The 21,183-nt window shown below is 59.2% G+C and carries 19 protein-coding genes and 2 riboswitches; of the genes, 10 read left to right on the top strand and 9 right to left on the bottom strand.

Translation table 11 applies throughout. The features are described from left to right. Nucleotides 1-17 precede the first annotated feature (17 nt). Nucleotides 18-112, bottom strand: a riboswitch (TPP riboswitch). A 148-nt stretch (nucleotides 113-260) separates the two neighbouring features. Then, complete coding sequence (locus BLU07_RS04000) at nucleotides 261-1,706, top strand: TolC family outer membrane protein (RefSeq protein ID WP_092384384.1); 1,446 nt, start codon at nucleotides 261-263, stop codon at nucleotides 1,704-1,706. Nucleotides 1,707-1,759: 53 nt separating this feature from the next. Here the strand turns inward: BLU07_RS04000 and hrpB are convergent, their stop codons facing one another. Continuing rightward, nucleotides 1,760-4,288, bottom strand: coding sequence for an ATP-dependent helicase HrpB (hrpB, locus tag BLU07_RS03995; RefSeq protein WP_231701686.1), 2,529 nt, complete (start codon nucleotides 4,286-4,288; stop codon nucleotides 1,760-1,762). A 373-nt stretch (nucleotides 4,289-4,661) separates the two neighbouring features. On the opposite strand from hrpB, the gene BLU07_RS03990 reads away from it, so the two are divergent. The 4 genes from BLU07_RS03990 to BLU07_RS03975 all read left to right on the top strand — a co-directional run bounded on the left by BLU07_RS03990 (nucleotide 4,662) and on the right by BLU07_RS03975 (nucleotide 7,788). After that, nucleotides 4,662-5,171, top strand: coding sequence for an Lrp/AsnC family transcriptional regulator (locus tag BLU07_RS03990; protein WP_092384380.1), 510 nt, complete (start codon nucleotides 4,662-4,664; stop codon nucleotides 5,169-5,171). Nucleotides 5,172-5,240: 69 nt separating this feature from the next. After that, nucleotides 5,241-5,441: a DUF2788 domain-containing protein gene (locus BLU07_RS03985; protein ID WP_092384378.1), complete on the top strand. Its 201-nt coding sequence runs from the start codon at nucleotides 5,241-5,243 to the stop codon at nucleotides 5,439-5,441. Between the two features lie 68 nt (nucleotides 5,442-5,509). Continuing rightward, entirely contained in the window at nucleotides 5,510-6,151 is a 642-nt protein-coding gene (locus tag BLU07_RS03980) for a TetR/AcrR family transcriptional regulator (protein WP_092384376.1), read from the top strand. Continuing rightward, complete coding sequence (locus BLU07_RS03975) at nucleotides 6,148-7,788, top strand: acyl-CoA dehydrogenase family protein (protein WP_092384374.1); 1,641 nt, start codon at nucleotides 6,148-6,150, stop codon at nucleotides 7,786-7,788. The genes BLU07_RS03980 and BLU07_RS03975 overlap by 4 nt, the downstream gene beginning before the upstream one ends. On the opposite strand, the gene BLU07_RS03970 is transcribed toward BLU07_RS03975, so the two are convergent. From BLU07_RS03970 to waaA, 3 genes are all read right to left on the bottom strand, one after another. Beyond that, nucleotides 7,785-8,354, bottom strand: a complete 570-nt coding sequence (locus BLU07_RS03970) for a TMEM165/GDT1 family protein (RefSeq protein WP_092384372.1) — start codon at nucleotides 8,352-8,354, stop codon at nucleotides 7,785-7,787. The two genes, BLU07_RS03975 and BLU07_RS03970, sit on opposite strands and share 4 nt — an antisense overlap. A 16-nt stretch (nucleotides 8,355-8,370) precedes the next feature. Further along, nucleotides 8,371-8,537, bottom strand: a riboswitch (yybP-ykoY riboswitch). A gap of 34 nt (nucleotides 8,538-8,571) precedes the next feature. Then, entirely contained in the window at nucleotides 8,572-9,591 is a 1,020-nt protein-coding gene (locus BLU07_RS03965) for a class I SAM-dependent methyltransferase (RefSeq protein WP_092384371.1), read from the bottom strand. Between the two features lie 117 nt (nucleotides 9,592-9,708). After that, entirely contained in the window at nucleotides 9,709-10,968 is a 1,260-nt protein-coding gene (waaA, locus tag BLU07_RS03960; protein WP_092384369.1) for a lipid IV(A) 3-deoxy-D-manno-octulosonic acid transferase, read from the bottom strand. Between the two features lie 100 nt (nucleotides 10,969-11,068). On the opposite strand from waaA, the gene BLU07_RS03955 reads away from it, so the two are divergent. From BLU07_RS03955 to BLU07_RS03945, 3 genes are read left to right on the top strand one after another with little or no spacing between them, the layout of a single operon-like run. After that, complete coding sequence (locus tag BLU07_RS03955) at nucleotides 11,069-12,241, top strand: FAD-dependent oxidoreductase (protein ID WP_092384367.1); 1,173 nt, start codon at nucleotides 11,069-11,071, stop codon at nucleotides 12,239-12,241. Beyond that, complete coding sequence (locus tag BLU07_RS03950) at nucleotides 12,241-13,038, top strand: aldo/keto reductase (protein WP_092384365.1); 798 nt, start codon at nucleotides 12,241-12,243, stop codon at nucleotides 13,036-13,038. The genes BLU07_RS03955 and BLU07_RS03950 overlap by 1 nt, the downstream gene beginning before the upstream one ends. Before the next feature lie 17 nt (nucleotides 13,039-13,055). Next, a complete protein-coding gene (locus BLU07_RS03945; protein ID WP_092384363.1) occupies nucleotides 13,056-13,919 on the top strand; it encodes a hypothetical protein in 864 nt (287 codons plus the stop codon). A gap of 7 nt (nucleotides 13,920-13,926) precedes the next feature. Here the strand turns inward: BLU07_RS03945 and hldE are convergent, their stop codons facing one another. Both hldE and msbA read right to left on the bottom strand, forming a co-directional pair. Continuing rightward, a complete protein-coding gene (hldE, locus tag BLU07_RS03940) occupies nucleotides 13,927-15,357 on the bottom strand; it encodes a bifunctional D-glycero-beta-D-manno-heptose-7-phosphate kinase/D-glycero-beta-D-manno-heptose 1-phosphate adenylyltransferase HldE (protein WP_092384361.1) in 1,431 nt (476 codons plus the stop codon). A gap of 30 nt (nucleotides 15,358-15,387) precedes the next feature. Then, complete coding sequence (msbA, locus tag BLU07_RS03935) at nucleotides 15,388-17,172, bottom strand: lipid A export permease/ATP-binding protein MsbA (RefSeq protein ID WP_092384359.1); 1,785 nt, start codon at nucleotides 17,170-17,172, stop codon at nucleotides 15,388-15,390. A gap of 105 nt (nucleotides 17,173-17,277) precedes the next feature. Between msbA and BLU07_RS03930 the strand changes: the two genes are divergently transcribed. Both BLU07_RS03930 and BLU07_RS03925 read left to right on the top strand, forming a co-directional pair. Next, nucleotides 17,278-17,877, top strand: a complete 600-nt coding sequence (locus BLU07_RS03930; protein WP_092384357.1) for a lipopolysaccharide kinase InaA family protein — start codon at nucleotides 17,278-17,280, stop codon at nucleotides 17,875-17,877. Further along, nucleotides 17,772-18,506: a serine acetyltransferase gene (locus BLU07_RS03925; RefSeq protein WP_092384355.1), complete on the top strand. Its 735-nt coding sequence runs from the start codon at nucleotides 17,772-17,774 to the stop codon at nucleotides 18,504-18,506. The genes BLU07_RS03930 and BLU07_RS03925 overlap by 106 nt, the downstream gene beginning before the upstream one ends. On the opposite strand, the gene pseI is transcribed toward BLU07_RS03925, so the two are convergent. Genes pseI through pseG form a run of 3 tightly spaced genes read right to left on the bottom strand, consistent with a single transcriptional unit; the run spans nucleotide 18,503 to nucleotide 21,180 of the window. After that, the gene (gene pseI, locus BLU07_RS03920) at nucleotides 18,503-19,564 is read right to left on the bottom strand and encodes a pseudaminic acid synthase (RefSeq protein ID WP_092384353.1); all 1,062 of its coding nucleotides are present in this window, start codon (nucleotides 19,562-19,564) and stop codon (nucleotides 18,503-18,505) included. The two genes, BLU07_RS03925 and pseI, sit on opposite strands and share 4 nt — an antisense overlap. An 11-nt stretch (nucleotides 19,565-19,575) precedes the next feature. Then, on the bottom strand, nucleotides 19,576-20,091 hold the full coding sequence (gene pseH, locus BLU07_RS03915; RefSeq protein ID WP_231701685.1) for a UDP-4-amino-4,6-dideoxy-N-acetyl-beta-L-altrosamine N-acetyltransferase: 516 nt from the start codon (nucleotides 20,089-20,091) through the stop codon (nucleotides 19,576-19,578). Then, nucleotides 20,092-21,180, bottom strand: coding sequence for a UDP-2,4-diacetamido-2,4,6-trideoxy-beta-L-altropyranose hydrolase (pseG, locus tag BLU07_RS03910; protein WP_092384351.1), 1,089 nt, complete (start codon nucleotides 21,178-21,180; stop codon nucleotides 20,092-20,094). Between the last annotated feature and the right edge of the window lie 3 nt (nucleotides 21,181-21,183).

The raw sequence follows: 21,183 nt of genomic DNA, 5'->3' as shown, positions 1-21,183 counted from the left end.
GCGGTAAGCCACGAGTATGCGGCACGCATCTCGATTCCTACGCCGGTGCAAACCGGTTCAGGTTCAACGGGTATTATCTCAGCCGGCTTTCACGGCACCCCGTCAAGATGAACAGCCAGCGTAAAGTAACCCTCAAATCGGTGCAACACTGCAATTGATGAAACACATTGTTCCCGGAGCCCGCGCAGACTTGTCTTGACCATCTCCCGGCAGGTCTTTAGCCTTGGGAGATTATCCCTACCATGCAAAGGAAAGACCGCATGTTGCGCCCGCTTACTCTGGCCTGCCTTCTGGCTGGCCTGGCAACTCCCGCCCTGGCTACTGACTTGCTGACCATTTATGAAGAGGCTCTGGAAAACAGTGCCGATCTCGCTGCCGCTCAGGCTGACAGCATGGCGCAGCAGGAAGTGCTGCCCCAGGCCCGTTCACAATTGCTGCCCAATCTGGGCATTGGCGCCGGCATTGCTCGAGAAGAAGTTGACATCGATGGTCGCAACCCGCAAACCGGGGCGGGCGATGAGCGCTACACCACCAAGTATTTCCAGGCCAGCCTTACCCAGCCCCTGTTTCGCGCTGACCGCTGGTTTGATTACCAGTCGGCCAAGTATCTCAGCCAACAGGCACAAGCCGAGTTTTCCGCCACCCAGCAGGCACTCATCCTGGAAGTAGCCGAAGCCTATTTCAATGTCTTGCAGGCCAGCGACAACCTGGCTACCGCGAAAGCCGAAGAAGCGGCCTTTGAGCGCCAGCTTGAACAGGCGCGTGAACGTTTTGAAGTCGGCCTGTCAGCACGCACCGACGTTCTCGAAGCTCAGGCGGGCTATGACAGTGCGCGCGCAGCACGACTGACCGCACAAACCAACCTGGATGTCAGCTTTCAAGCCGTCAATCGCCTGACCAACAATGACTATGAGCGTCTTGATGGCATCAGTCATGACTTGCCGATTCTGCCCCCCACGCCGCGCAACATGCAGCAATGGGTGGAAACCGCCAGCCAACAGAATCTGGACCTGGCCGCCGCGCGCCTGTCAGTTGACAGTGCCGGTGAGGCCTTGCGCAGCAGCCGCTCTGGCTATGCACCGAGCGTCGATGCCTTTGTGCGTTATCAGGACAACCGGGGCGGCAGCAATATGGGGGGCAGCGGTTTTGATTCACGCACCACCCAGGTCGGTGTGGAGCTGAGTATGCCCTTGTACACCGGTGGCGCGACGAGTTCGCAAGTGCGCGAATCGAGCTACCGCCTGAGTCAGGCCGAGTTCTCCAGTGATGCCCTGCTGCGCCGCGTGGTCGAGACGACCCGCAACCTTTACCGCACAGTAACCTCCGGTGTGGAAGAAATCGATGCCCGTCGCCAGGCTATTCTCTCTGCTCAGGCCGCGCTGGATGCGACCGAGACCGGTTATGAGGTCGGTACCCGCAATGTGGTGGATGTACTGGACGCGCAACGCAACCTGTTCCGCGCTGTGCGCGACTACAATACCCTGCGTTACAATTACATCATCAACAACCTGAGTCTGAAACAGGCGGCTGGCACACTCAGCCCCCAGGACCTGCAGGATCTGTCGCAATGGTTGAACCCGGACTATGACCCTGACCGCGATTTCATCCCGCCCTTCACTGATGAAGAAACCCGCGAAATGTCTTACGGCCGCCCATCATCGGCACCGGGAAGCAATGCGCCTGCCAGTCCGCGCAGCAGCTTCTGATCAACAGCTGATCGATTGAAGCCCAAAAAACACCCGCCAACTGGCGGGTGTTTTCATGTGCGCGGTCTGGCACGCCGGGTGGGTTCCGCCTGCAGGGGATCGTCCGGCCAGTAATGCTTCGGATAGCGCCCTTTCATATCCTTTTTGACCTCGGCATAACTGCCCTGCCAGAAACCGACCAGATCCTGGGTGATCTGCAGCGGCCGCTGCGCCGGAGACAACAGGTGCAACGTCAGCGACACTCTGCCACCGGCAATGCGTGGTGTTTCACGACTTCCAAACAACTCCTGCAGGCGTACCGCCAATACCGGATTGTCTGCCAGATAATCAATGCGAATACGCGACCCCGTGGGCACACGCCAGTGTGTCGGAGCCTGCAGTTCGAGCTGCTGCGGTAACGGCCAGGGCAACAGTGCATACAAAATACTGGCCAGGTCAAGACGGGCAAAATGACTCAATCGACTGACATTATCCAGATACGGGGCCAGCCAGTCTTCCAGCGAGTCCAGCAAAGTCACATCGCTCAGGTCCGGCCATTGCGAATCAGCACCCGCCTCCAACTCCAGGCTGCGCAGCAAGGCAACCCGTGCCTGCCACTGGCGCAGGACTGGTATCCATGGCAAGAGGTTAAGCCCCTGTTTGCGCACGACGGCACACAGGGCCCTGTTGCGCTGCTCTGGATCCAGTTCCGGCAAAGACTCACGGCTGACCACCAGAGCGCCCAGGCGCTGCTGACGCTCAGCCAACAGGGTTTCGCTGCGTGCATCCCATTCCAGGGTATCTTGCACCTGCAGCAAGTCCGGCTGGCAGTGCAGCAATGCGTCCAGGTCAAGCGCTGCTGCCTGGAATATGCGTGCATTGCGCTGCTGGCGATGGCCACCAAGTGCGCTGATGACCAGCCACGGCTGTTGTTGCAGCGCATCGACGTCACCAAAGGCGGCCGCCCGGCCATTGGCCAACCGATAATCACTACCCGAGTCCCCGCGCCGCTGCGCTATGCGGTCGGGATAAGCCAAAGCCAACAGCACCCCGACAGCCGCAGACTCGGTCAGTTCAATCGGGGCGATTGATGCTGCATGACTGGCGAGCATGCGATGCCACTGAGCAGCCAGTTGCTTGACTCGCTGCCAGGCCCCACGGTCAATACCGGCTTCGCTGCGCGCATCACTGAACAATGCCAGACGACGACTGATATCCGCATCCATTACCCCGCGCAACACATCGCGCTCACTGATCAATGCCGCCAGTTGCGCCGCCAGTTCTCCGTATCCCAACAGCCTGCCTCGCAACAGCATATGCGCCAGACGAGGGTGCATGGGGAGCGCGGCCATGGCTTGGCCATGCTCCGTGATCAACCAGCTTTCACCCCGGCGTTCCAGAGCCCCCAACCGCTCCAGCAGCTCTCGCCCCTGTTGCAGCGCCGCGGCAGGTGGCGCATCCAGCCAGGCCAGCTCCAGCGGATCCTGAATCCCCCACTGCGCCAGTAACAGGGCCAGCGGCGCCAGATCAGCCTGGAGCATCTCTGCCGGTGTTTGCGCAGCCAATTGCGACTGCTGCTGCTCTGACCACAGCCGATAACAATAGCCCGGCCCCAAACGCCCTGCCCTCCCAGCCCGCTGCTCAGCCGCGGCCCGGGACACGCGTTGGGTTTGCAGCCGCGTCATGCCACTGACCGGATCAAATACCGCCGAACGGGCCAGGCCAGCGTCGACCACGCTGTCAATCCCCTCGATAGTCAGACTGGTTTCAGCAATACTGGTCGCCAGGACGACCTTTCGCTGCCCTGTCACAGCGGGTTGAATCGCCCGACGTTGGGCAGCAAAATCCAGATCGCCATAGAGAGGAGCCAGCAAGATATCCGGCTGTCTCTCCAGCGCATCAGCCAACAGTGACTCTACGCGGCGAATCTCACCGACACCGGGCAGAAAAACCAATACACTGCCTCGGGTTTCGGCCAGTGCCTGCTGCACGGCCTGCACCACCCTCGGCTCAATCGCCGTACCCGGCTGATAAGGACTCAGATAGTTGACCGTCACCGGATACTGGCGTCCCTCGCTGGCCACCACCGGAGCATGGTTCAACAACTGACTTACGGCTGCGCCGTCCAGGGTGGCCGACATCACCAGCAAGCGCAGGTCATCGCGCAGCAGCTGCTGGCTCTGCAAACACAGCGCCAGGCCCAGATCGGCGTCCAGACTGCGCTCATGAAATTCATCAAAAATCACCAGCCCGATACCGGGGAGCTCGGGGTCGGCCTGCAACAGACGCTGCAAAATGCCCTCGGTGACCACTTCGATGCGGGTGTCAGCACTCACCCGTGACTCGAGGCGTATACGGTAACCCACCCGCTGACCAACCGGTTCGCCGAGTAATTCCGCCAAACGTTCAGCTGCCGCCCGCGCCGCCAATCGACGCGGTTCGAGCAGAATGATCTTCTGCCCTTGCAACCAGTCGGCCTGGAGCAGTGCCAGCGGCACCAGGCTGGTCTTGCCCGCGCCCGGTGGTGCTTGCAACACCACTGATGGGTGTTCGGTGAGTCGTTGCTGCAACTCTTCCAACACCTGTTCGACCGGTAACCCCACTTTGCCTCCAACGATCCCAAGAATTGCGGTGTCAATGTCCCTGCGCAAGTATACTGCATGCCCCGATCTGGCTTGATCCCTGCGTCGCGCGCACAAAAAAGCCGACTGGCGAGAGTCGGCTTTTTCGTTTGCTGTCCACCCCTGGCCGTGTTGGCAAGTGCCTGTTCCCCTGCCTTGTGGGCGAGGTGATCGGCTGGCATGGCACCTGGTAAGGTGTTCTGCCCCGGCGCGCCGGGTAAGCGTGCTGGCTGGACAACCGATCATGGCGTTGATTCGATAGGGTTAGATTACGCCTCCTTGCGTGAAATTTCTTGCCTTTTATTGCATAAAATACGACTATTTGCGCAATAAATTATCTTCTTATGAGGTTTTTATGCAACAGGATAAAACCCTTGCTGCCACAGCGCACAATCTTGACCGTTTTGACCTTAAAATTCTCGCCGCAATGCAACAGGATGCTCGTATCAGCAATCAGGAGCTGGCGGAACGCATCGGGCTGTCACCATCGCCCTGCTCCCGTCGGGTCAAGGCACTGGAAGATGCCGGCTACATACGCCAGCAAGTTGCCTTGCTCGACCCGGCCAGGCTCGGCCTGAGCCTGACCGCCTTTGTTCTGATCGGCATGGACCGGCATACCCCGGAACGCTTTGAAGGCTTTGAACAGGTTATTCGCGGCTGCCCTGAGGTACTCGACTGCTGCCTGGTGACCGGCATGGATGCGGACTACCAGCTGCGCGTGGTGGTACCGGACATGCACCACTATCAACAGTTCCTGCTTGGCCGCCTGACCCGGATCGAGGGCGTATCCAGTGTTCGTTCCAGCTTTGTGCTTCGTCAGGTCATCGCCAGTACGGAGTTGCCTCTCACACATCTCAAGCCCTGAGACAAGCTGTCGCAGGCAAATAGCCGACCAAATTGATAAAGTATTACTTTGTTCAATCGGAGAAATACCGTGGATTACGAAGCCTTTGAAGCCCTGATGATGCCACTGATGATTTTCGCCCTGGTAGCGTTCATGGGGTATATCGTGTGGGATCTGGCCAAAGAGTCAAAAGCCGGCCGCTACGGTACTTTTGTATTGTTTTTTGCCCTTGGCCTGGGGGTGCTCGGCTTTGTTATCAAGGCGGTAATTGTGGGTAGCCTCGAGGGCTGAGCCCAACGTTCACTTGTCCGAAACCCTGAATCATGATTCACTACATAAAATGAATCAGGATTCAGACCATGGCCTATCGCACCACACCCGAACGCCAGCAGCGAGATCAGGCACTGCGCGAGCACATTCTTGATTGCGCCCTTGATCAAGTGCGCGCCGGTGGCTTCAATGCCCTGACCATGAGTAGCCTGGCCAATGCTGCCGGGGTTGCCACCGGCAGCCTCTACCGCCATTTCAGTGGCAAGGGCGAGCTGGCCGCCGAGGTCTTCGTCCGCGCCACCCGCATAGAAGTCGACAAATTACGCAGCCAGTTTACCGGCACGGGCACGGCCTCCGAACGCCTGCAGCGTGGCTTGACCCTGTTTGCTGCCCGCGCCTGGCACAGCCGGCAACTGGCCTATGCGCTGATCGCCGAACCGGTTGACCCGGAAGTCGACAACCAGCGCCTGCGCTACCGTGAAGCCTATGCTGAACTCTACGCCGACCTGATCCGCGCCGGGCGCGATGATGGCAGCTTCACCGCCGAGCATATCCCGCTGACCGCAGCCTGCCTGGTTGGTGCCGTTGCCGAAGCCCTGGTCGGCCCCTTGTCACCCCAGGCCCGCGCCGCGCGCGCCAGCGGCCTGCCCAGTGACAGCCTGGAAAGCGTCACCCGCACCATGGTCCGTTTCAGTCTGCGCGCCCTTGGCGCCAAGGAATCCATCAGATGAACCTGAACACCTACGCCGAAACCCATGAGGTCACCAATCAGGTGCCACCGTTTGAAGGCACCAATCTGTATCGCGCTGACCTGCCGCTGCAGCAATGGGTCAAGCGCTACCAGGCTGGCTGGGCTGACACCGCGCTGAGTGACTACGGCGCCAAAGCCGGTGATGAGCTGATGCAGGCCGGCTTTCTGGCCAATGAGAACAAGCCGGTATTTCGCAGCCATGACCGCTATGGGCATCGCATTGATGTGGTCGACTTTCATCCGGCCTACCATGACCTGATGAGCGCCGGCGTGGCTGCCGGTATCACCTCGGCACCCTGGAACAATGCACAACCCGGTGCCCAGGTAGCCCGCGCGGCGACCATGTACCTGCACAATCAGGCCGAAGCCGGCACCAGCTGCCCGCTGACCATGACTTTTGCCTGCGTACCGGCACTAAAACTACAACCGGATCTGGCCGAACACTGGCTGCCGAAAATCCTCTCCGGTGTCTATGATCCGCGCAACCTGCCGATCAGTGAAAAAAAGGGTGCCACCATCGGCATGGCAATGACGGAAAAACAGGGCGGTACCGACGTGCGCGCCAACACGACCAAGGCCCACCCGGTCGGGCTGGGTGGGCCCGGCCAGGCCTATGAGCTGGTCGGGCACAAATGGTTCTGCTCCGCCCCCATGTGCGACGCCTTTCTGACCCTGGCCTATACCGACAAAGGCCTGAGCTGCTTTCTGCTGCCGCGCCACCGTCCGGATGGCAGCCGCAACCAGTTCTATATCCAGCGGCTGAAAAACAAGCTGGGTAACTGGGCCAATGCCTCCAGCGAAGTCGAATACCGCGGCGCACTGGCCTGGATGGTCGGCGAAGAGGGTCGCGGTGTACCCACCATTATCGAGATGGTGGCCCTGACCCGTTTTGATTGCATGATCGGCTCCAGCTCACTGATGCGTCAGGCGTTGAGCCAGGCCATCCATCATTGCAATCACCGTCAGGTTGGCGGGCGGGTGCTCAGCGAGCAACCGCTGATGCAGAATGTACTGGCCGATCTGGCCCTGGAAAGTGAAGCCGCCCTGGCCCTGACCATGCGCATGGGGCATGCACTGGACAATGCCCATGACGCGCATGAAGAAAAGTTTGCCCGCCTGGTCACCGCCATCGGCAAATACTGGATCTGCAAGCGTGCGCCGGCCATGATCAACGAAGCCCAGGAGTGCATGGGCGGCGCCGGCTATGTCGAAGAAACCATCCTGCCACGCCTCTACCGTGAAGCACCGGTCAACTCGATCTGGGAGGGCTCAGGCAATGTGCAGTGTCTGGACGTGCTGCGCGCGCTGTCCAAGGAGCCCGGGGTGCTGGATTGCCTGTACAGCGAACTGGGTGACGGGCACGGCAATGCGGCGCTGCAGCGGCATATCGAACAGATCAAGCGCGACTTTGCCAATACCGAAGACATTCAATACCGCGCCCGCCAGTTGACCGAAGATGTCGCCGTGGCGCTGCAAGCCAGGCTTTTGCTGGAAGCGGGTAACGGCACCGTATCCGATGCCTTTATCCAGAGCCGATTGCAAGGCCATGGCCGAGCCTTCGGCACCCTGCCACCGGGGGTGGATTGCGCGGCCATTGTTGTCCGCTCATCCCTTTAGGAACTGAAGGCCAGCCAGCCGGCATACAACCCCATCAACAGAAAGGCACTTGCCGCCACCGCCCTGATCAGGCCCAGCGGCAAGCGGCCGGCGGCGGCATTGCCCATAAAGACCACGGGCACATTGGCCAGCAACATGCCAATTGTCGTGCCGATCAAGACCATGACAAAGGCGTCGAACTGCGCCGCCAGCACGACCGTCGCCACTTGGGTCTTGTCACCCATTTCAGCCAGAAAAAAAGCCACCAGGGTGGCCATAAAGGCGCCATAGCGACTGATCGGCGGGGCATCCTCTGTATCCAGCTTGTCCGGCACCAGCGTCCAGATGGCGACCGCAATAAAACACAGCGCCAGCACAAGGTGCAGGCCCGCCGGCGGAACCAGGTTGCTCAACCACTGACCGACCGCTGCGGCCAGTGCATGATTGGCAATGGTCGCCGCCAGAATACCCCAGACGATAGGCCACGGACGGCGAAAGCGTGCCGCCAGCAAAAGTGCCAACAATTGAGTTTTATCGCCAATTTCGGCAAGCGCAACGATACCGGTTGAAACCAGCAGGGCTTCCATGACATTTCCACAGGAGGGTGGGTTTACGTTACCAATGACACGCAAGCACCCCCACCCTCGGTTGGCAGCTGCGTGTCACAGGTCTCGTCAAACCCGATCAGACGGGTCGCAGGCACCATGGCCGGTTGGCCAATCATGTTGATACCTGCCTCAAGAGAGAGACTACTCCCCCACGACGGCGGCGATGTTAACAATCCCGCCCGACATCGGCAAGTCCTCAGCCCGGCGCCAGCGCCGAGTACACCTTGAAGCGGCTGGTCTCACGCAACACTTTGCAAGGGCCCACATGGGCCTCGATCTGTGGCGGATAACGCAGAAATCCATTGGCCACCAGGCGCAGTTCACCACCGGGCAGCAGGTTACGGGTGACCTGGTTGAAAAAGCGTTCGGCAATCCCGGTGTCCTGACGAATCCCGGTATGGAACGGCGGATTGCTGATCACCGCCGCATAGCGGCCATGCACGTCGCTGAGTCCATCCGAGGGTGAGACCGATGCGGACACCTGATTCAACTGCAGGCTCTGCTCGGCGCAATATATTGCCAATGCATCAACATCCACCAGCTCGAACTGACAGGCCGGATTGCGCCGCGCCAGGGCAATACTCAGCACCCCACTGCCGCACCCAAAGTCGAGCACCTTGCCGCTCGGCAGCATGGCCGGTTCTTCCAGCAGCAGCGCACTGCCCTCATCCAGCCGGCCATGGCTGAACACGCCGGGCAGGCTGATCAATTCCAGCGTCTGATCGGCCAGATCAATGGTCAAGCGCTGCTCCCAGTCAAGCAGTGCAAAGGGTGCAGCCAGCCCGTCCATATCCGCCTGCCACAACTGACAATGGCGCGCCGAGTCCAGCTTGCGCACGGCACTGGCATAGGGCTGCAAGAGTTTTTCCGCACGCTTGACTCCGCCATTCTTTTCCCCGACCAGATACAGCGGCGTACCCGCATCCAGCAGAGGGGCTATCTGCGCCAGGGCATACTCGGCACGCTCGATGGCCTTGGGCATGACCAGGATCGCAGCATCCAGGGCTGACCATTGGGGGCACAGATGGGAAAAGCTCAAACGCTCGGCCGGCACCAGGTTCTGCAGCGCCTTGTAGGGGGCATAGTCCCAACACCAGACATGCCAATCAGCGGGCATTTCAGCCAGCAGGCGATCGGCACAGGGATTGACCAGCAGCACGCGCCGGCCATCGAACTGCTCGGCACTGCGCATCAGGATCTGGCTGGTGTTGTCCATAAGTCACTCCACTTCGGCTATGGATTGCCACGTCGCTGCGTGCCTCGCAGTAACGGGATTCAGTTTGTGTGTGGCGACCCATGTACCCGAGCGCCCAAGTCGGGCGTGATTGTACTGTCAGTCCAGCCAGCGGGCCAAACCCGTCAGCAACCGATCCAGCGCGCCCTGGTTGGCCTTGACCACCGCCTGCCCGGCAGCACCCGCTTGCTGGGCCTGTTGCGGCTGCTCAATCCAGGTCAGTACTTGCTGTGCCAGGCTGTCGACATCGGTCACTGATTGCAAGGCACCGGCACCTTCCAGCAACTGACTGATTTCGGCAAAGTTGAAGCGGTGCGGCCCTGACAAGACCGGCAATCCCAGAGCCGCCGGTTCCAGATAGTTATGCCCGCCGCTGGGCACCAGGGAACCACCGACAAAGGCCATATCGGCACAGGCATAGAACTGCATCAGCTCCCCCATGCTGTCGATCAACATAACCTGCTCCGCCGGTCCGGGCTGCTGTTCCAGGCTACGCTGGGCCAGGGTAAAACCCGCCTCACGGATCATCCGCGCGACACCGGCAAAGCGTTCCGGATGGCGAGGCACCAGCAGCAAGAGTGCATCGGGCACCTTGTTCAGCACCTGCTGGTGTGCGGCGAGCATCTGCTCGTCTTCTCCGGCATGGGTGCTGGCGGCAATCCACACCGGGCGCGCGCCCCATTGAGCACGCAACTCGGCGGCCTGCTGCAGCAATGCCGGGGCGGGCTGCAGGTCAAACTTGATGCTGCCGGTTACACTCATGGCCTCTTTCTTCACACCCAGATCGACAAAGCGCACGGCCTCGGCCTGGGTTTGCGCTGCTACCCAGTCCAGCGCAGCGAACATCGGCCGCACCAGCCAGCCGACGCGCGCATAACCCCGCGCAGAACGTTCGGACAGCCGCGCATTGGCCAGCACGATCGGCACCTGCGCATGCGCCGCCTCGGCAACCAGGTTAGGCCATAACTCGGTTTCCATGACAATCGCCAGGCGTGGCCGCAAGCGACGAATAAAGCGACGCTGCAACCAGGGCAAGTCATAGGGCAGATAGGCATGCCCGACCTGACCGGCAAAGAGCTTACGAATCTGCTCCGAGCCGGTTGGCGTCATACAGCTGATGGTCACGGGCAGCTGCGGATAGCGCACCATCAGCTCACGAACCATGGGGGCCGCGGCGATGGCTTCGCCAACTGACACCGCGTGTACCCAGATACCTCCCGCGCGCACGTCACCACCGAGGGCGAAACGCTCCGGCCAACGCCGTGCATAGGCTGGCGCGCGCAGCGCACGATAGAGCAGGCGCAAGAGGATAAAAGGCAGCAGGGAAATAAAAATCAGGCTATAGATCAAACGCGGCATGAGCAGGCTCCCGGAACAGGTTTCCTAGACTATCAGAAGTGACCCCTGGCGTTTGGAAAGTCTATACTGGGCATCCACTTTTCAATCGCTGCCGAGGCCCATGAGCACAACCCTGGAAACCGACATCTGTATTCTGGGCGGCGGCATCGCCGGCCTCTGGTTGAATGCCCGCTTGCGCCAGCAGGGTTTCAGCACCCTGCTGCTGGAAACGGCGACCCTCGGCGGCGGCCAGAGCATCAAATCCCAGGGCATTATTCACGGCGGCACCAAATATGCCCTGCATGGCAAACTGACCACCGCGGCTGAAGCCATTGCCGCAATGCCTGGCCGCTGGCGCGACTGTCTGGAAGGCAACGGCGAGCTCGACCTTACCCCGGTACGCCTGCTGTCACCCTTTCATTACCTGTGGTCACCTGGTGGACTGGTCAGCAATATGGCCGGTTTCTTTGCCAGCAAGGCTCTGCGCGGCCGGGTGGATGCGGTCAAGGGGGAAGCACTGCCAGCGGTGTTCCAGTCACCCCGCTTCAAAGGCAAAGTCTATCGCCTGGCCGAACTGGTGCTGGATGTGCCCAGCGTGATCGAGCGCCTGACTGAACTGGCGGGTCACAGCCTTGTCGCCGCTGAACCGATCAGCATTGAACGAGACGACAACAACCAGATTGCCTGCGTCCGCAGCGGCGACCTGACCATCAAGGCCCAGCGCTATGTACTGACCAGCGGTGAAGGCAACCAGGCGCTACAGGCTGACTGGGGCGTCGAACAACCGGCCATGCAACGCCGGCCTCTGCAAATGGTGCTGGTCAAGGGACCGCAGCTCCCGGGCCTGTATGCGCACTGCCTGGGTAGCAGCCCGAAACCACGACTGACCGTGACCACCCACCCTACGGCCGATGGTCAATGGTGCTGGTATCTGGGGGGTGAGCTGGCCGAACAGGGCGTCGATTTGCCCGCAGCGGAGTTGATTGCCCGCGCCCGCAAAGAACTCGGCGAGCTCTTGCCCTGGGTTGATCTTGACGACAGCCAATGGGCCACGCTCAAGGTCAACCGTGCCGAACCCGCCCAAAGTGGCCTGGTGCGTCCGGACAGTGCTTATGTGCAAGGCGTGCACAATGCACTGGTGTGCTGGCCGACCAAACTGGCGCTGTCACCACACCTGAGCGATCTGGTCCTTGAGCAGTTGCAACAGGCGGGAGTCACACCCAGGACTGCCCAGCCAGTTCATGCACTACCACAACCCACCGCTGCCACTCCGATCTGGGATACCTGTTTCTGATGGCTTTCTCCCCCTCCCATTGGCGCCCGCTGGGCAACACCGGTCTGCAGGTTTCACCACTGGGGCTGGGCACGGTCAAGCTCGGGCGCAATCAAGGGGTAAAATACCCCAGCGGTTTTGAACTTCCCAGTGATCGCGAGGCCGCCGATCTGCTGGCACTGGGGCAGGAATTGGGTATCAATTTGCTGGACACCGCACCAGCCTATGGCACCAGCGAAACGCGCCTGGGTCCCTTGTTGCGTGGGCAACGTCAGCAATGGGTGATCTGCAGCAAGGTCGGGGAGGAGTTCGCCGACGGTGAGTCCTGGTTTGATTTTTCCGCCAGCCATACCCGTCATTCGGTGGAACGCTCACTACGCCGACTGGAAACCGATTATCTTGATCTGGTACTGGTGCACTCTGATGGCAATGATCTGGCCGTGCTCGATCAGGATGTGTACCCGACCCTGGCCCAGCTCAAACAGGAAGGCCTGATCCGGGCATTCGGCTTCTCGGGAAAAACCATTGAGGGTGGTATTCGCGCCTTGCAGCAGGGCGACTGCGCCATGGTCACCTACAATCTGCAGGAACAGGCCGAAGTCGCAGTGCTTGACCATGCCCTGTCACACAACAAAGGCATATTGATCAAGAAAGCCCTGGCCAGCGGGCACCTTTGTTTACAGGGGGCTGATCCGGTGAAACAAGGGCTTGCATTTGTCTTCGATCACCCGGCAGTCAGCAGTGCTATCGTCGGGACCATCAACCCCGAGCATCTCAGGCACAACATCAAGGTAGCGGTAGAGGTTCTGGGCCGGTAACCGTCAGGGAGCAGCAGATGTCACGCATCATCGCGCAGCACAACCCCATAGCCTTCAAGACCCAGGCCATCCAGGTCAAAGCCAGCAGCGAAGTGCTGCACTACACCCCGGTCGGCTTACCCTTGAGCTTTGCCGCCATGCAGGATCGTCGCCAACCCATTGATCTTGCTGATCCGGAGCATTTTGAAGTCACCCTCGCCAATCTGGGGGTGTCCGTTGCCCTTGAATTGACCTGGCGCGGGCGGCGCTTCCAGCTCCTGATCAAGGAACCGGACAGCGCTCAGCTAAAGCTGATTTCCGGCTATGTGCCCGCCCATGAGCTGCGTGTGCCGCTGCTGACCGCTATGAATGAAATTGCTGAAGAGCTGTTGCTGGAAACCGAATCCGGTTGGCTACAGGGCCGATACCAGGATACCTGGCTGCCCACACCCTACGCCGACACCTTGCCGCTTGACCCACGCCGGCACTACTGCCTGGCCCCGCAACGTGGCGCTTCACGCGCGGTAATGTGCCGCGAACTGAATTTGCTGGAACGTCCTCGTGCCTATGTCCACCTGCCAACCAACTCATTGCAGCTGATTTACTACCTGAGTCTGCAATTACCGGACAATCTCGAGCACATTAGCGGACTGCACGCGGATGAACGCCTGGACACTGCCAGCGGTCAATTGATCACCCAGCTGGACTACCAGAATGCAGACCTGTATCTGGCAGAATTTGCCGCGCAGGCACCGACCGGGCAGTTATTCCAGTTGAGTCGTGGTGAGCTGATTGAACAATCCGGCCATGTTTTCACTCTTGGTGAGGCCATGGCCGAACAGGAAGGCTGGGTGGTTCGGGAGCGAAAAACCGACTGGCCGGATGGATTGCACAACCTGTAACGGCCGCCTACTGACCATCCCGCTCGCGTATCCGTTCAACAATCGCCGTCGTCGAACAGCTCTCCACAAAGTTGAGCACTTTCACCTCACCGCCATAGGCCTGCACGATAGGGGCTCCGACCACTTGCTCAACACTGTAATCCCCCCCCTTGACCAATACATCCGGCTTGACCTGATCGAGCAAGGCTTCCGGGGTGTCCTCGGCAAAATTGACCACCCAGTCGACCGCACCCAGACCGGCGAGCACGGTCATCCGTCGCTCCACGCTGTTGATCGGCCGGCCCGGTCCTTTCAGTCGAGTCACCGAGTCATCATCATTGATGGCCACGATCAGGCGGTCACCCAGGCTGCGCGCCTCTTCCAGGTAACCCACATGGCCGGCGTGGATAATGTCAAAACAGCCATTGGTGAATACAATGCGCTCACCATGGGCCCGGGCATCCTCAATGGCCAGCAACAACTGCTCAACACTCAAGGCACCACGCTCACTGCCCTGCTCACGCTGCACGCCACGGCGCAGTTCCGGCGCACTGACGGTGGCGGTGCCCAGCTTGCCAACCACAATACCCGCCGCCAGGTTGGCCAGGCCAACCGCCAGAGGGTAGTCTTCGCCCGCTGCCAGGGCTGCTGCCAAGGTAGAGATCACCGTATCGCCGGCACCAGTCACATCGAACACTTCACGCGCACGAGCCGGCAAATGCAGCGCTGACTCGCCCTTGCGCAGCAAGGTCATGCCATGCTCGCTCCGGGTCACCAGTAGCGCCTCCAGCTGCAGGTCGTCTATCAGTGCCAGCCCCTTGTCGACCAGTTCCTGCTCACTGGCACAATGGCCAACCACCGCTTCAAACTCGGTCAGATTTGGCGTGATCAAGGTCGCCCCGCGATAGATACCGAAGTTGCTGCCCTTGGGGTCAGCCAATACCGGAATGCCGCGCTCGCGGGCCAGAGCAATCAAGGCCTGATGATTGACCAGTGCGCCCTTGCCGTAATCGGACAGGATCATCACCTTGACCTGGCTCAGCAGCCCTGCCACGGTCTGCAGCATGGCCTCGCCATCAGTGACGAAAGGCTCTTCGAAATCCAGCCGCAACAATTGCTGGTGGCGGCTCATCACACGCAGCTTGGTGATGGTCGGCTGCGCCGCCTGAGCCTGGAAATCACAGTACACACCCGCGGCTTCAAGTCGCGTACGCAGCGTATCGGCCGCCTCATCAGTCCCGGTGACGCCAACAAGCCAGGCCGGCGCACCCAGGGCAGCAATATTCAGCGCCACGTTTCCCGCGCCACCGGGGCGGTCTTCGATCTGCTCGACCTTGACCACCGGTACCGGCGCTTCAGGGGAAATCCGCTGAGTCGGGCCATGCCAGTATCGATCAAGCATGACATCACCCACCACCAGTACAGGTGCGGAATCGAAGCGGGGCATATTCAGTTTCATGGCTGCAATACCTGTTGGTTCACGCCAGCCTCAGGCTGGCTTGTGCTCTTCTTCAAACTGCATGCTGTGCAGCCGTGCATAGTATCCATTTTTGGCCAGCAGCTCGGCATGGCTGCCGCGCTCGACAATACAGCCATGGTCCATGACCAGGATGACATCTGCCTGTTCGATGGTAGACAGCCGATGAGCGATCACCAGCGTCGTGCGCCCTCGCATGACCCGTTCCAGAGCGGCCTGGATATGCCGTTCGGATTCGGTATCCAGGGCCGAGGTCGCCTCGTCCAGAATCAGCACAGGCGCATCCTTGAGCAGGGCACGGGCGATCGCCAGGCGCTGACGCTGACCACCCGAGAGTAGCACGCCATTTTCACCGACCAGGGTATCCAGGCCCTCCGGCAAACGATCGATAAATTCCTTCGAATAGGATGCCTCGATCGCCGCCTCAATGGCTTCACGCGGCGCGCCTGCCAGATCACCGTAGGCAATGTTGTTGGCAATAGTGTCATTGAACAGGGTGACGTGCTGGGTCACCAGGGCGATATGCTGGCGCAGATTGAACAAGGTGTAGTCACGGATATCCACGCCATCAATCCGGATATGCCCTTCACTATGGGTGTAAAAGCGCGGAATCAGACTGGCCAGGGTTGATTTGCCGCTGCCGGAGCGTCCGACCAGGGCGACCATTTGCCCAGGCTCGATGCCGAAGCTGATATCGTCCAGCACCATCTTGTCAGTCCCCGGATAGGCATAGCGCAAATGCTCGAAATCCAGCCGCCCCGCTACCCGCTCACAGGCATAGGTGCCGGCATCAACTTCCGGCTCCTGATCCAGTTGCTCAAAAATGTTTTCTGCCGCCGCGATACCCTTCTGGATATTGGCACTGACTTCAGATAACTGGCGCACCGGCTTGGGCAGCAAACCGGCGGCTGTAATATAGGCAACCAGATCACCCACGGTGGCATCACCGCGCATCAGCAATACCAGAAACATCACCACCGCCATGGCGCTGAAAGTCACCAACTGCAATGCCGGGGTAAACACCGCGCTGGTTCGGGTCATTTTCAGGCCACGCAGACGATTGTTCTCACTCGCCTGGCGGAAACGTTCCGACTCATAGGCCTCGCCACCAAAGCTGCGCACAACCCGGTAACCCGTAATGGTCTCGGAGGTCACGTGGGTGACATCGCCCATGGCAATCTGGATTTTCTTGCTTTGCTTGCGGAATTTCTTGCTGGCGCTGTTCACCATCACCCCGATCACCGGCAGGATGGCAATCAGAATCAGGGTCAGTTGCCAGTTCATCCACAACAGGTAAATGAACAGGAAAATCACCGTCATGCCCTCACGGAAAACCGTTTTGATTGCATCGGTTGCCGCTCCGGTGACCATGGTGGTGTTGTAGGTGATACGCGAAACCAGGTGCCCGGAATTGTTGTTGTCCAGATAGCTGTTGGGCAGTTTCAGCAGATTATCGAACAGAGCCGTCCGCAGGTCATGCACCACACCCATGGAAACCTTGGCCAGATAGTAGTTACCCAGAAAAGAGCCGACACCCTGGTAAAACGCCACCGCGATAATGAACAACGGGAAACCCCAGATCAGCGCAACCCCAAAGAATTTCGCATCATTGCCTTCCGTCAGGCCATCCACAAAATACTTCAACATTCCGGCCATCGCCGGCTGGCTGGAAGCAAAAATCATGAAACCAAAAATACTGATGGCAAAGGCTAGCCAGTAAGGCTTCACATAGGACAGCAGTCGCCAGTAGATACGCACACTGGATTGCAGAAAGGTTTCTTGCTTGGAATCGGACATAAACCTGCCATGCTGTGGGAACTTGCGCGAGTTTACCACAGCCTCCCGACTTGCAGAGGTGATAGCAATATAGGATAAACTGTCGTTTTGGCTTGAGAAACACGCATGCGGTTATTGGATCGAAAAAGCTTTGATAACTGGCTCGAAACCGCTGAGGTCATCGAGCAGGATCAGTATGGCATCAAGGTCATGCGTCTGGACGATGGCACCTTCCTGAAACTCTTTCGACGCAAGACGCTGCTGTCGAAAAATACCCTGTTTCCGCATGCCAAACGTTTTGCCGGCAATGCGCACAAACTGCACAGCATGGGCATTCCCTGCCCGACAATTCTCGACCTGTACAAGATGCGCCGCCCCTATCGGTCAGTCGTGCATTACGAACCATTGCCGGGCGATACCTTGCGTCAGGTGCTGGAAAACGCCACACCCTCCCGGCAGGTTGAAGTCATGAGCCAGTTGGGCAGCTTCGTGTCCCGACTGCATGATCTCGGCGTGTATTTTCGCTCCCTGCATATGGGCAACATCATCCTTACGCCGCAGGGAGAGCTGGGCCTGATTGATATTTCCGATATGCGTTGCCTGGGTCGTCCCCTGTCAAAATGGATGCGCAAGCGCAATTACCAGCACTTGCTGCGTTATGCAGAAGACTGGGAACAGGTGCAGCCCGTGGCGCATGCGAGTTTCATGATGAGCTTGTTGCAGTAGCCAGAGTAAAAGACAGCCTCTCAGGAGCGGCAGCCCACGGCAGCCAACCAACCATCTCACGAGAAATACCGATGCCCACGCCATCCACGATAAGCGATCTGAAGGACTTCTGGACCAGCGAAATCCTCGGTAAAGGCAAACCATTTTCCTGGCTGCGGCTGTTGCGTCGGGCAAGCAGAAGCAACTCATGCAACTGCCTGTTCTGGCTCCGTCTGGCGCAATATCTCGATACCCGCCCTCATCGCTTTACCCACTCACTGGCGAAGCGGATCAGCAAATCCCTGGCGCGTCGCTTTGGCGTTGAAATCATGCTGGGAGCGGAAATCGACAAGGGGCTCAAAATGGATCACCCGAACGCCATCGTCATTTACTCGGGCGTTCGCATTGGCAAAAACTGCACGCTTAGGCAGTCAACCACTATTGGCTCGGTTGAGGCCGGCAACCAGGCCATCATGGTGGGCGACAATGTCAATATCGGCGCACATACCTGCATTATCGGCAGTAACTTGCGCATCGGAGACAATGTGATCATTGGCGCAATGAGCTTTATCAACAAAGATGTGCCGGACAACGTCACCTACATCACGCAAAAAACCAGCACCATCATCCCACACCAGCCCCCTGCTTAAGCGGATGCCAACATGTTCGTCTGCAAGGCTGTACCAAAGGCAATATCGCAGGCGGCTTTTTTGCCCAGTACCTGTTGCAGCTGCTTGGGTGGCAGGCCAAACCCGGGACGCACACTGCGCACATTGTCACGGGTAAACACCTCACCCTTGCACATTGGTTTGCAGACATACAGCGAACGCCTGAACTGGGCATTGCCCTGCTCGCTGGACTTGCGACCATAATCGACCTGTCCCAGCGCCGACCAGGCGGTCTTGCTGTCACGGCACAGGGCCTCGAGTTCAGCGGGTTGCAGTGAAAAGCTGTCGTCCGGGCCGCCCCCATTGCGGTCGAGCGTAAAGTGCTTCTCGATAATCGCTGCCCCCAGCACCACACTGGCAATTGCCGTCGTATTATCCAGCGTATGGTCAGACAGCCCGGTCACCAGGCCGAAACGCTGCATCATGTCGGGAATGGTACGCAGGCTGTAATCCTCAGCAGGTGCGGGGTAACCGCTGACACAATGCAGAACAGCTAGGTCGGTACATCCCCCGTCGCGCGCCGCTTCGATGGCTTCCTGTATTTCTGCCGCATCGGCCATGCCGGTAGAGATGATCATTGGCTTGCCGGTACCGGCCACGTACCTGATCAATGGCAGATCAACCGCCTCGAAGGAGGCGATTTTATAGGCGGGTGCATTCAGACCTTCCAGCAAGTCGACAGCCGTATTGTCGAATGGCGAACTGAAAATGGTGATATCCAGTTCACGGGCATAATCGAACAGGGGCTTGTGCCATTCCCAGGGCATGTGAGCTTGCTGATAGAGCTCATACAGCGACTTGCCATCCCACAAGCCACCATGGATCTGAAACTCTTCGCTGTCGCAATCAAGCGTGATGGTGTCTGCGGTGTAGGTTTGCAGCTTGACGGCATCGGCGCCTGCTTTTTTTGCCGCGGCTATGATCTTGCGGGCAGTTTCCAGCTTGCCGTTATGGTTGGCGGAAAGCTCGGCGATGATATAGGGCGAAGCCTCGATTGAGATTTTGCGGCCAGCAATATGCATACTCGGGTGGGTCGACATGATGATCTCTCTCAATTGTTGGTTTGCCACTCGCTGGCAAGCAGGCCAAAGCACACTACGTCATGATAGCGCTGACCATCGAAGTGCTGCTGCCTGAGCACCCCTTCCTGCTGAAAACCCAGGTTGTCATGAAAGCGGATGGAGCGCTGATTGAAAGCCAGCGCCTGGCCACATACCTTGTGCAGCCCCAACTCGACAAAAGCGTACTCAAGGGCGGCTTTACCCAGAGCGCGGCCAGTACCTTTTACCGCTTCGGGTGCAGTGTAAAAGCCCCAGTCTGCGATGCCGCCCTCGGCTATCTGATGAAGGTTGCTAAAGCCAACAGGAACCTCGTTCGACTCGAAAATCATCAGGTGACGCTGGGCATCCCTGCTCGCTTTTGCAAACCAGGCAGTGTGTTCTGCAAGGGTGATTTCATGCTTTGTGTACATAAAATCCCGCACATCGGGATGATTGCGCCAGGCGAGAACTGTCTCAAGATCTGACGCTTGCATAGGGCGAATAAGTTGCTGCGGTGCTTGCGCCATTCATAACTCCAATTGCTGAATAACCCTGGCTATGCCCTGGCCATCTACAATATCCGCCGCAGAGCTTGCCATTGCAGCAAGCAACTCCGGGCTTTCCTGCAGTCGTCGCAGGGCGTCTTCCAACGCCTGACTGAAGGACGAATCCGTGGCGACCAGCGCTACCGCACCGGCTTGCTGCAAGCCCAGAGCCACCTGCTTCTGATTGTCTGCCAATACTATCAAAATACCCGGTAATCCGAGACAGCAACGTTCCCATGAAGTGGCCCCTGCCGCGCCAATAGCCAGATCACTGGCGACCATCAGTTCAGCCATATTGCTGACACCAACCAGAACCTCGGTAGACCAGGGCATGGACTGTGCGACACGTCTTACCTGTTCAAGATGGGGAGCTGTAGCGCCCATGACAACCGTTATCCGAAGATCTGCAGGCAACTCGCACAGGCTCAGCGCCGCCAGGACCCTGGCTGTGACATTGTCCTTGTCCACGCCCCCCAGATTGACCAGCAGCCGGCGTAGTCGGGCCTGCTTGCGCCGTTCAAGACCAGCCTGGCGCCAGGCAGCAAATTCCGGACGGAGCAAGGCGAAGTTTGATCCGCACAGAATCCGGCTGTCCGCCGGCACCAGGGCGCGGTAATCATCAGCACGGCGACCCAACGTCTGATCCAGCAGCAGATCACATTGATGCTCCCGATCAGCCAGGTCATCAATAACCATCAACTTGCCAGAACAGGGTTTGAGCTGGCCTTCCCAGCGGGCATCCAGTGCATAATGGTCCACTACAAGCCAATCAGGCCGCAGCTCGGCCAACATGCGCCGGCATTCCGCAGCATCCTGATCCTGGCTGCTGCCAAGCCAGTCGGCATGGGCAAGCGGCTTGCTCGAGGCCTCATCACCGGTTTCCGCCCGGGGCAGAACATGCACTGCAAACCCCTTGTGCCTGATGGCATCCAGCAAGTGCCCCGGATGCTCACGGCAGATAAAGTGGCAGTCAATCCCCCTAGCTGCAAGGGCGTCCGCCAGTGTCAGGCAACGCATGATATGCCCGCTGCCAATCTGAATGGAGGCGTCAGCCCGGAAAACTACACGCATGAT

Origin of the sequence: Halopseudomonas salegens (assembly GCF_900105655.1) — a bacterium.
GTDB lineage: Bacteria > Pseudomonadota > Gammaproteobacteria > Pseudomonadales > Pseudomonadaceae > Halopseudomonas > Halopseudomonas salegens.
The sequence above is the reverse complement of the archived record's forward strand: the minus strand, read 5'-3'. Positions and strand labels throughout refer to the sequence as shown.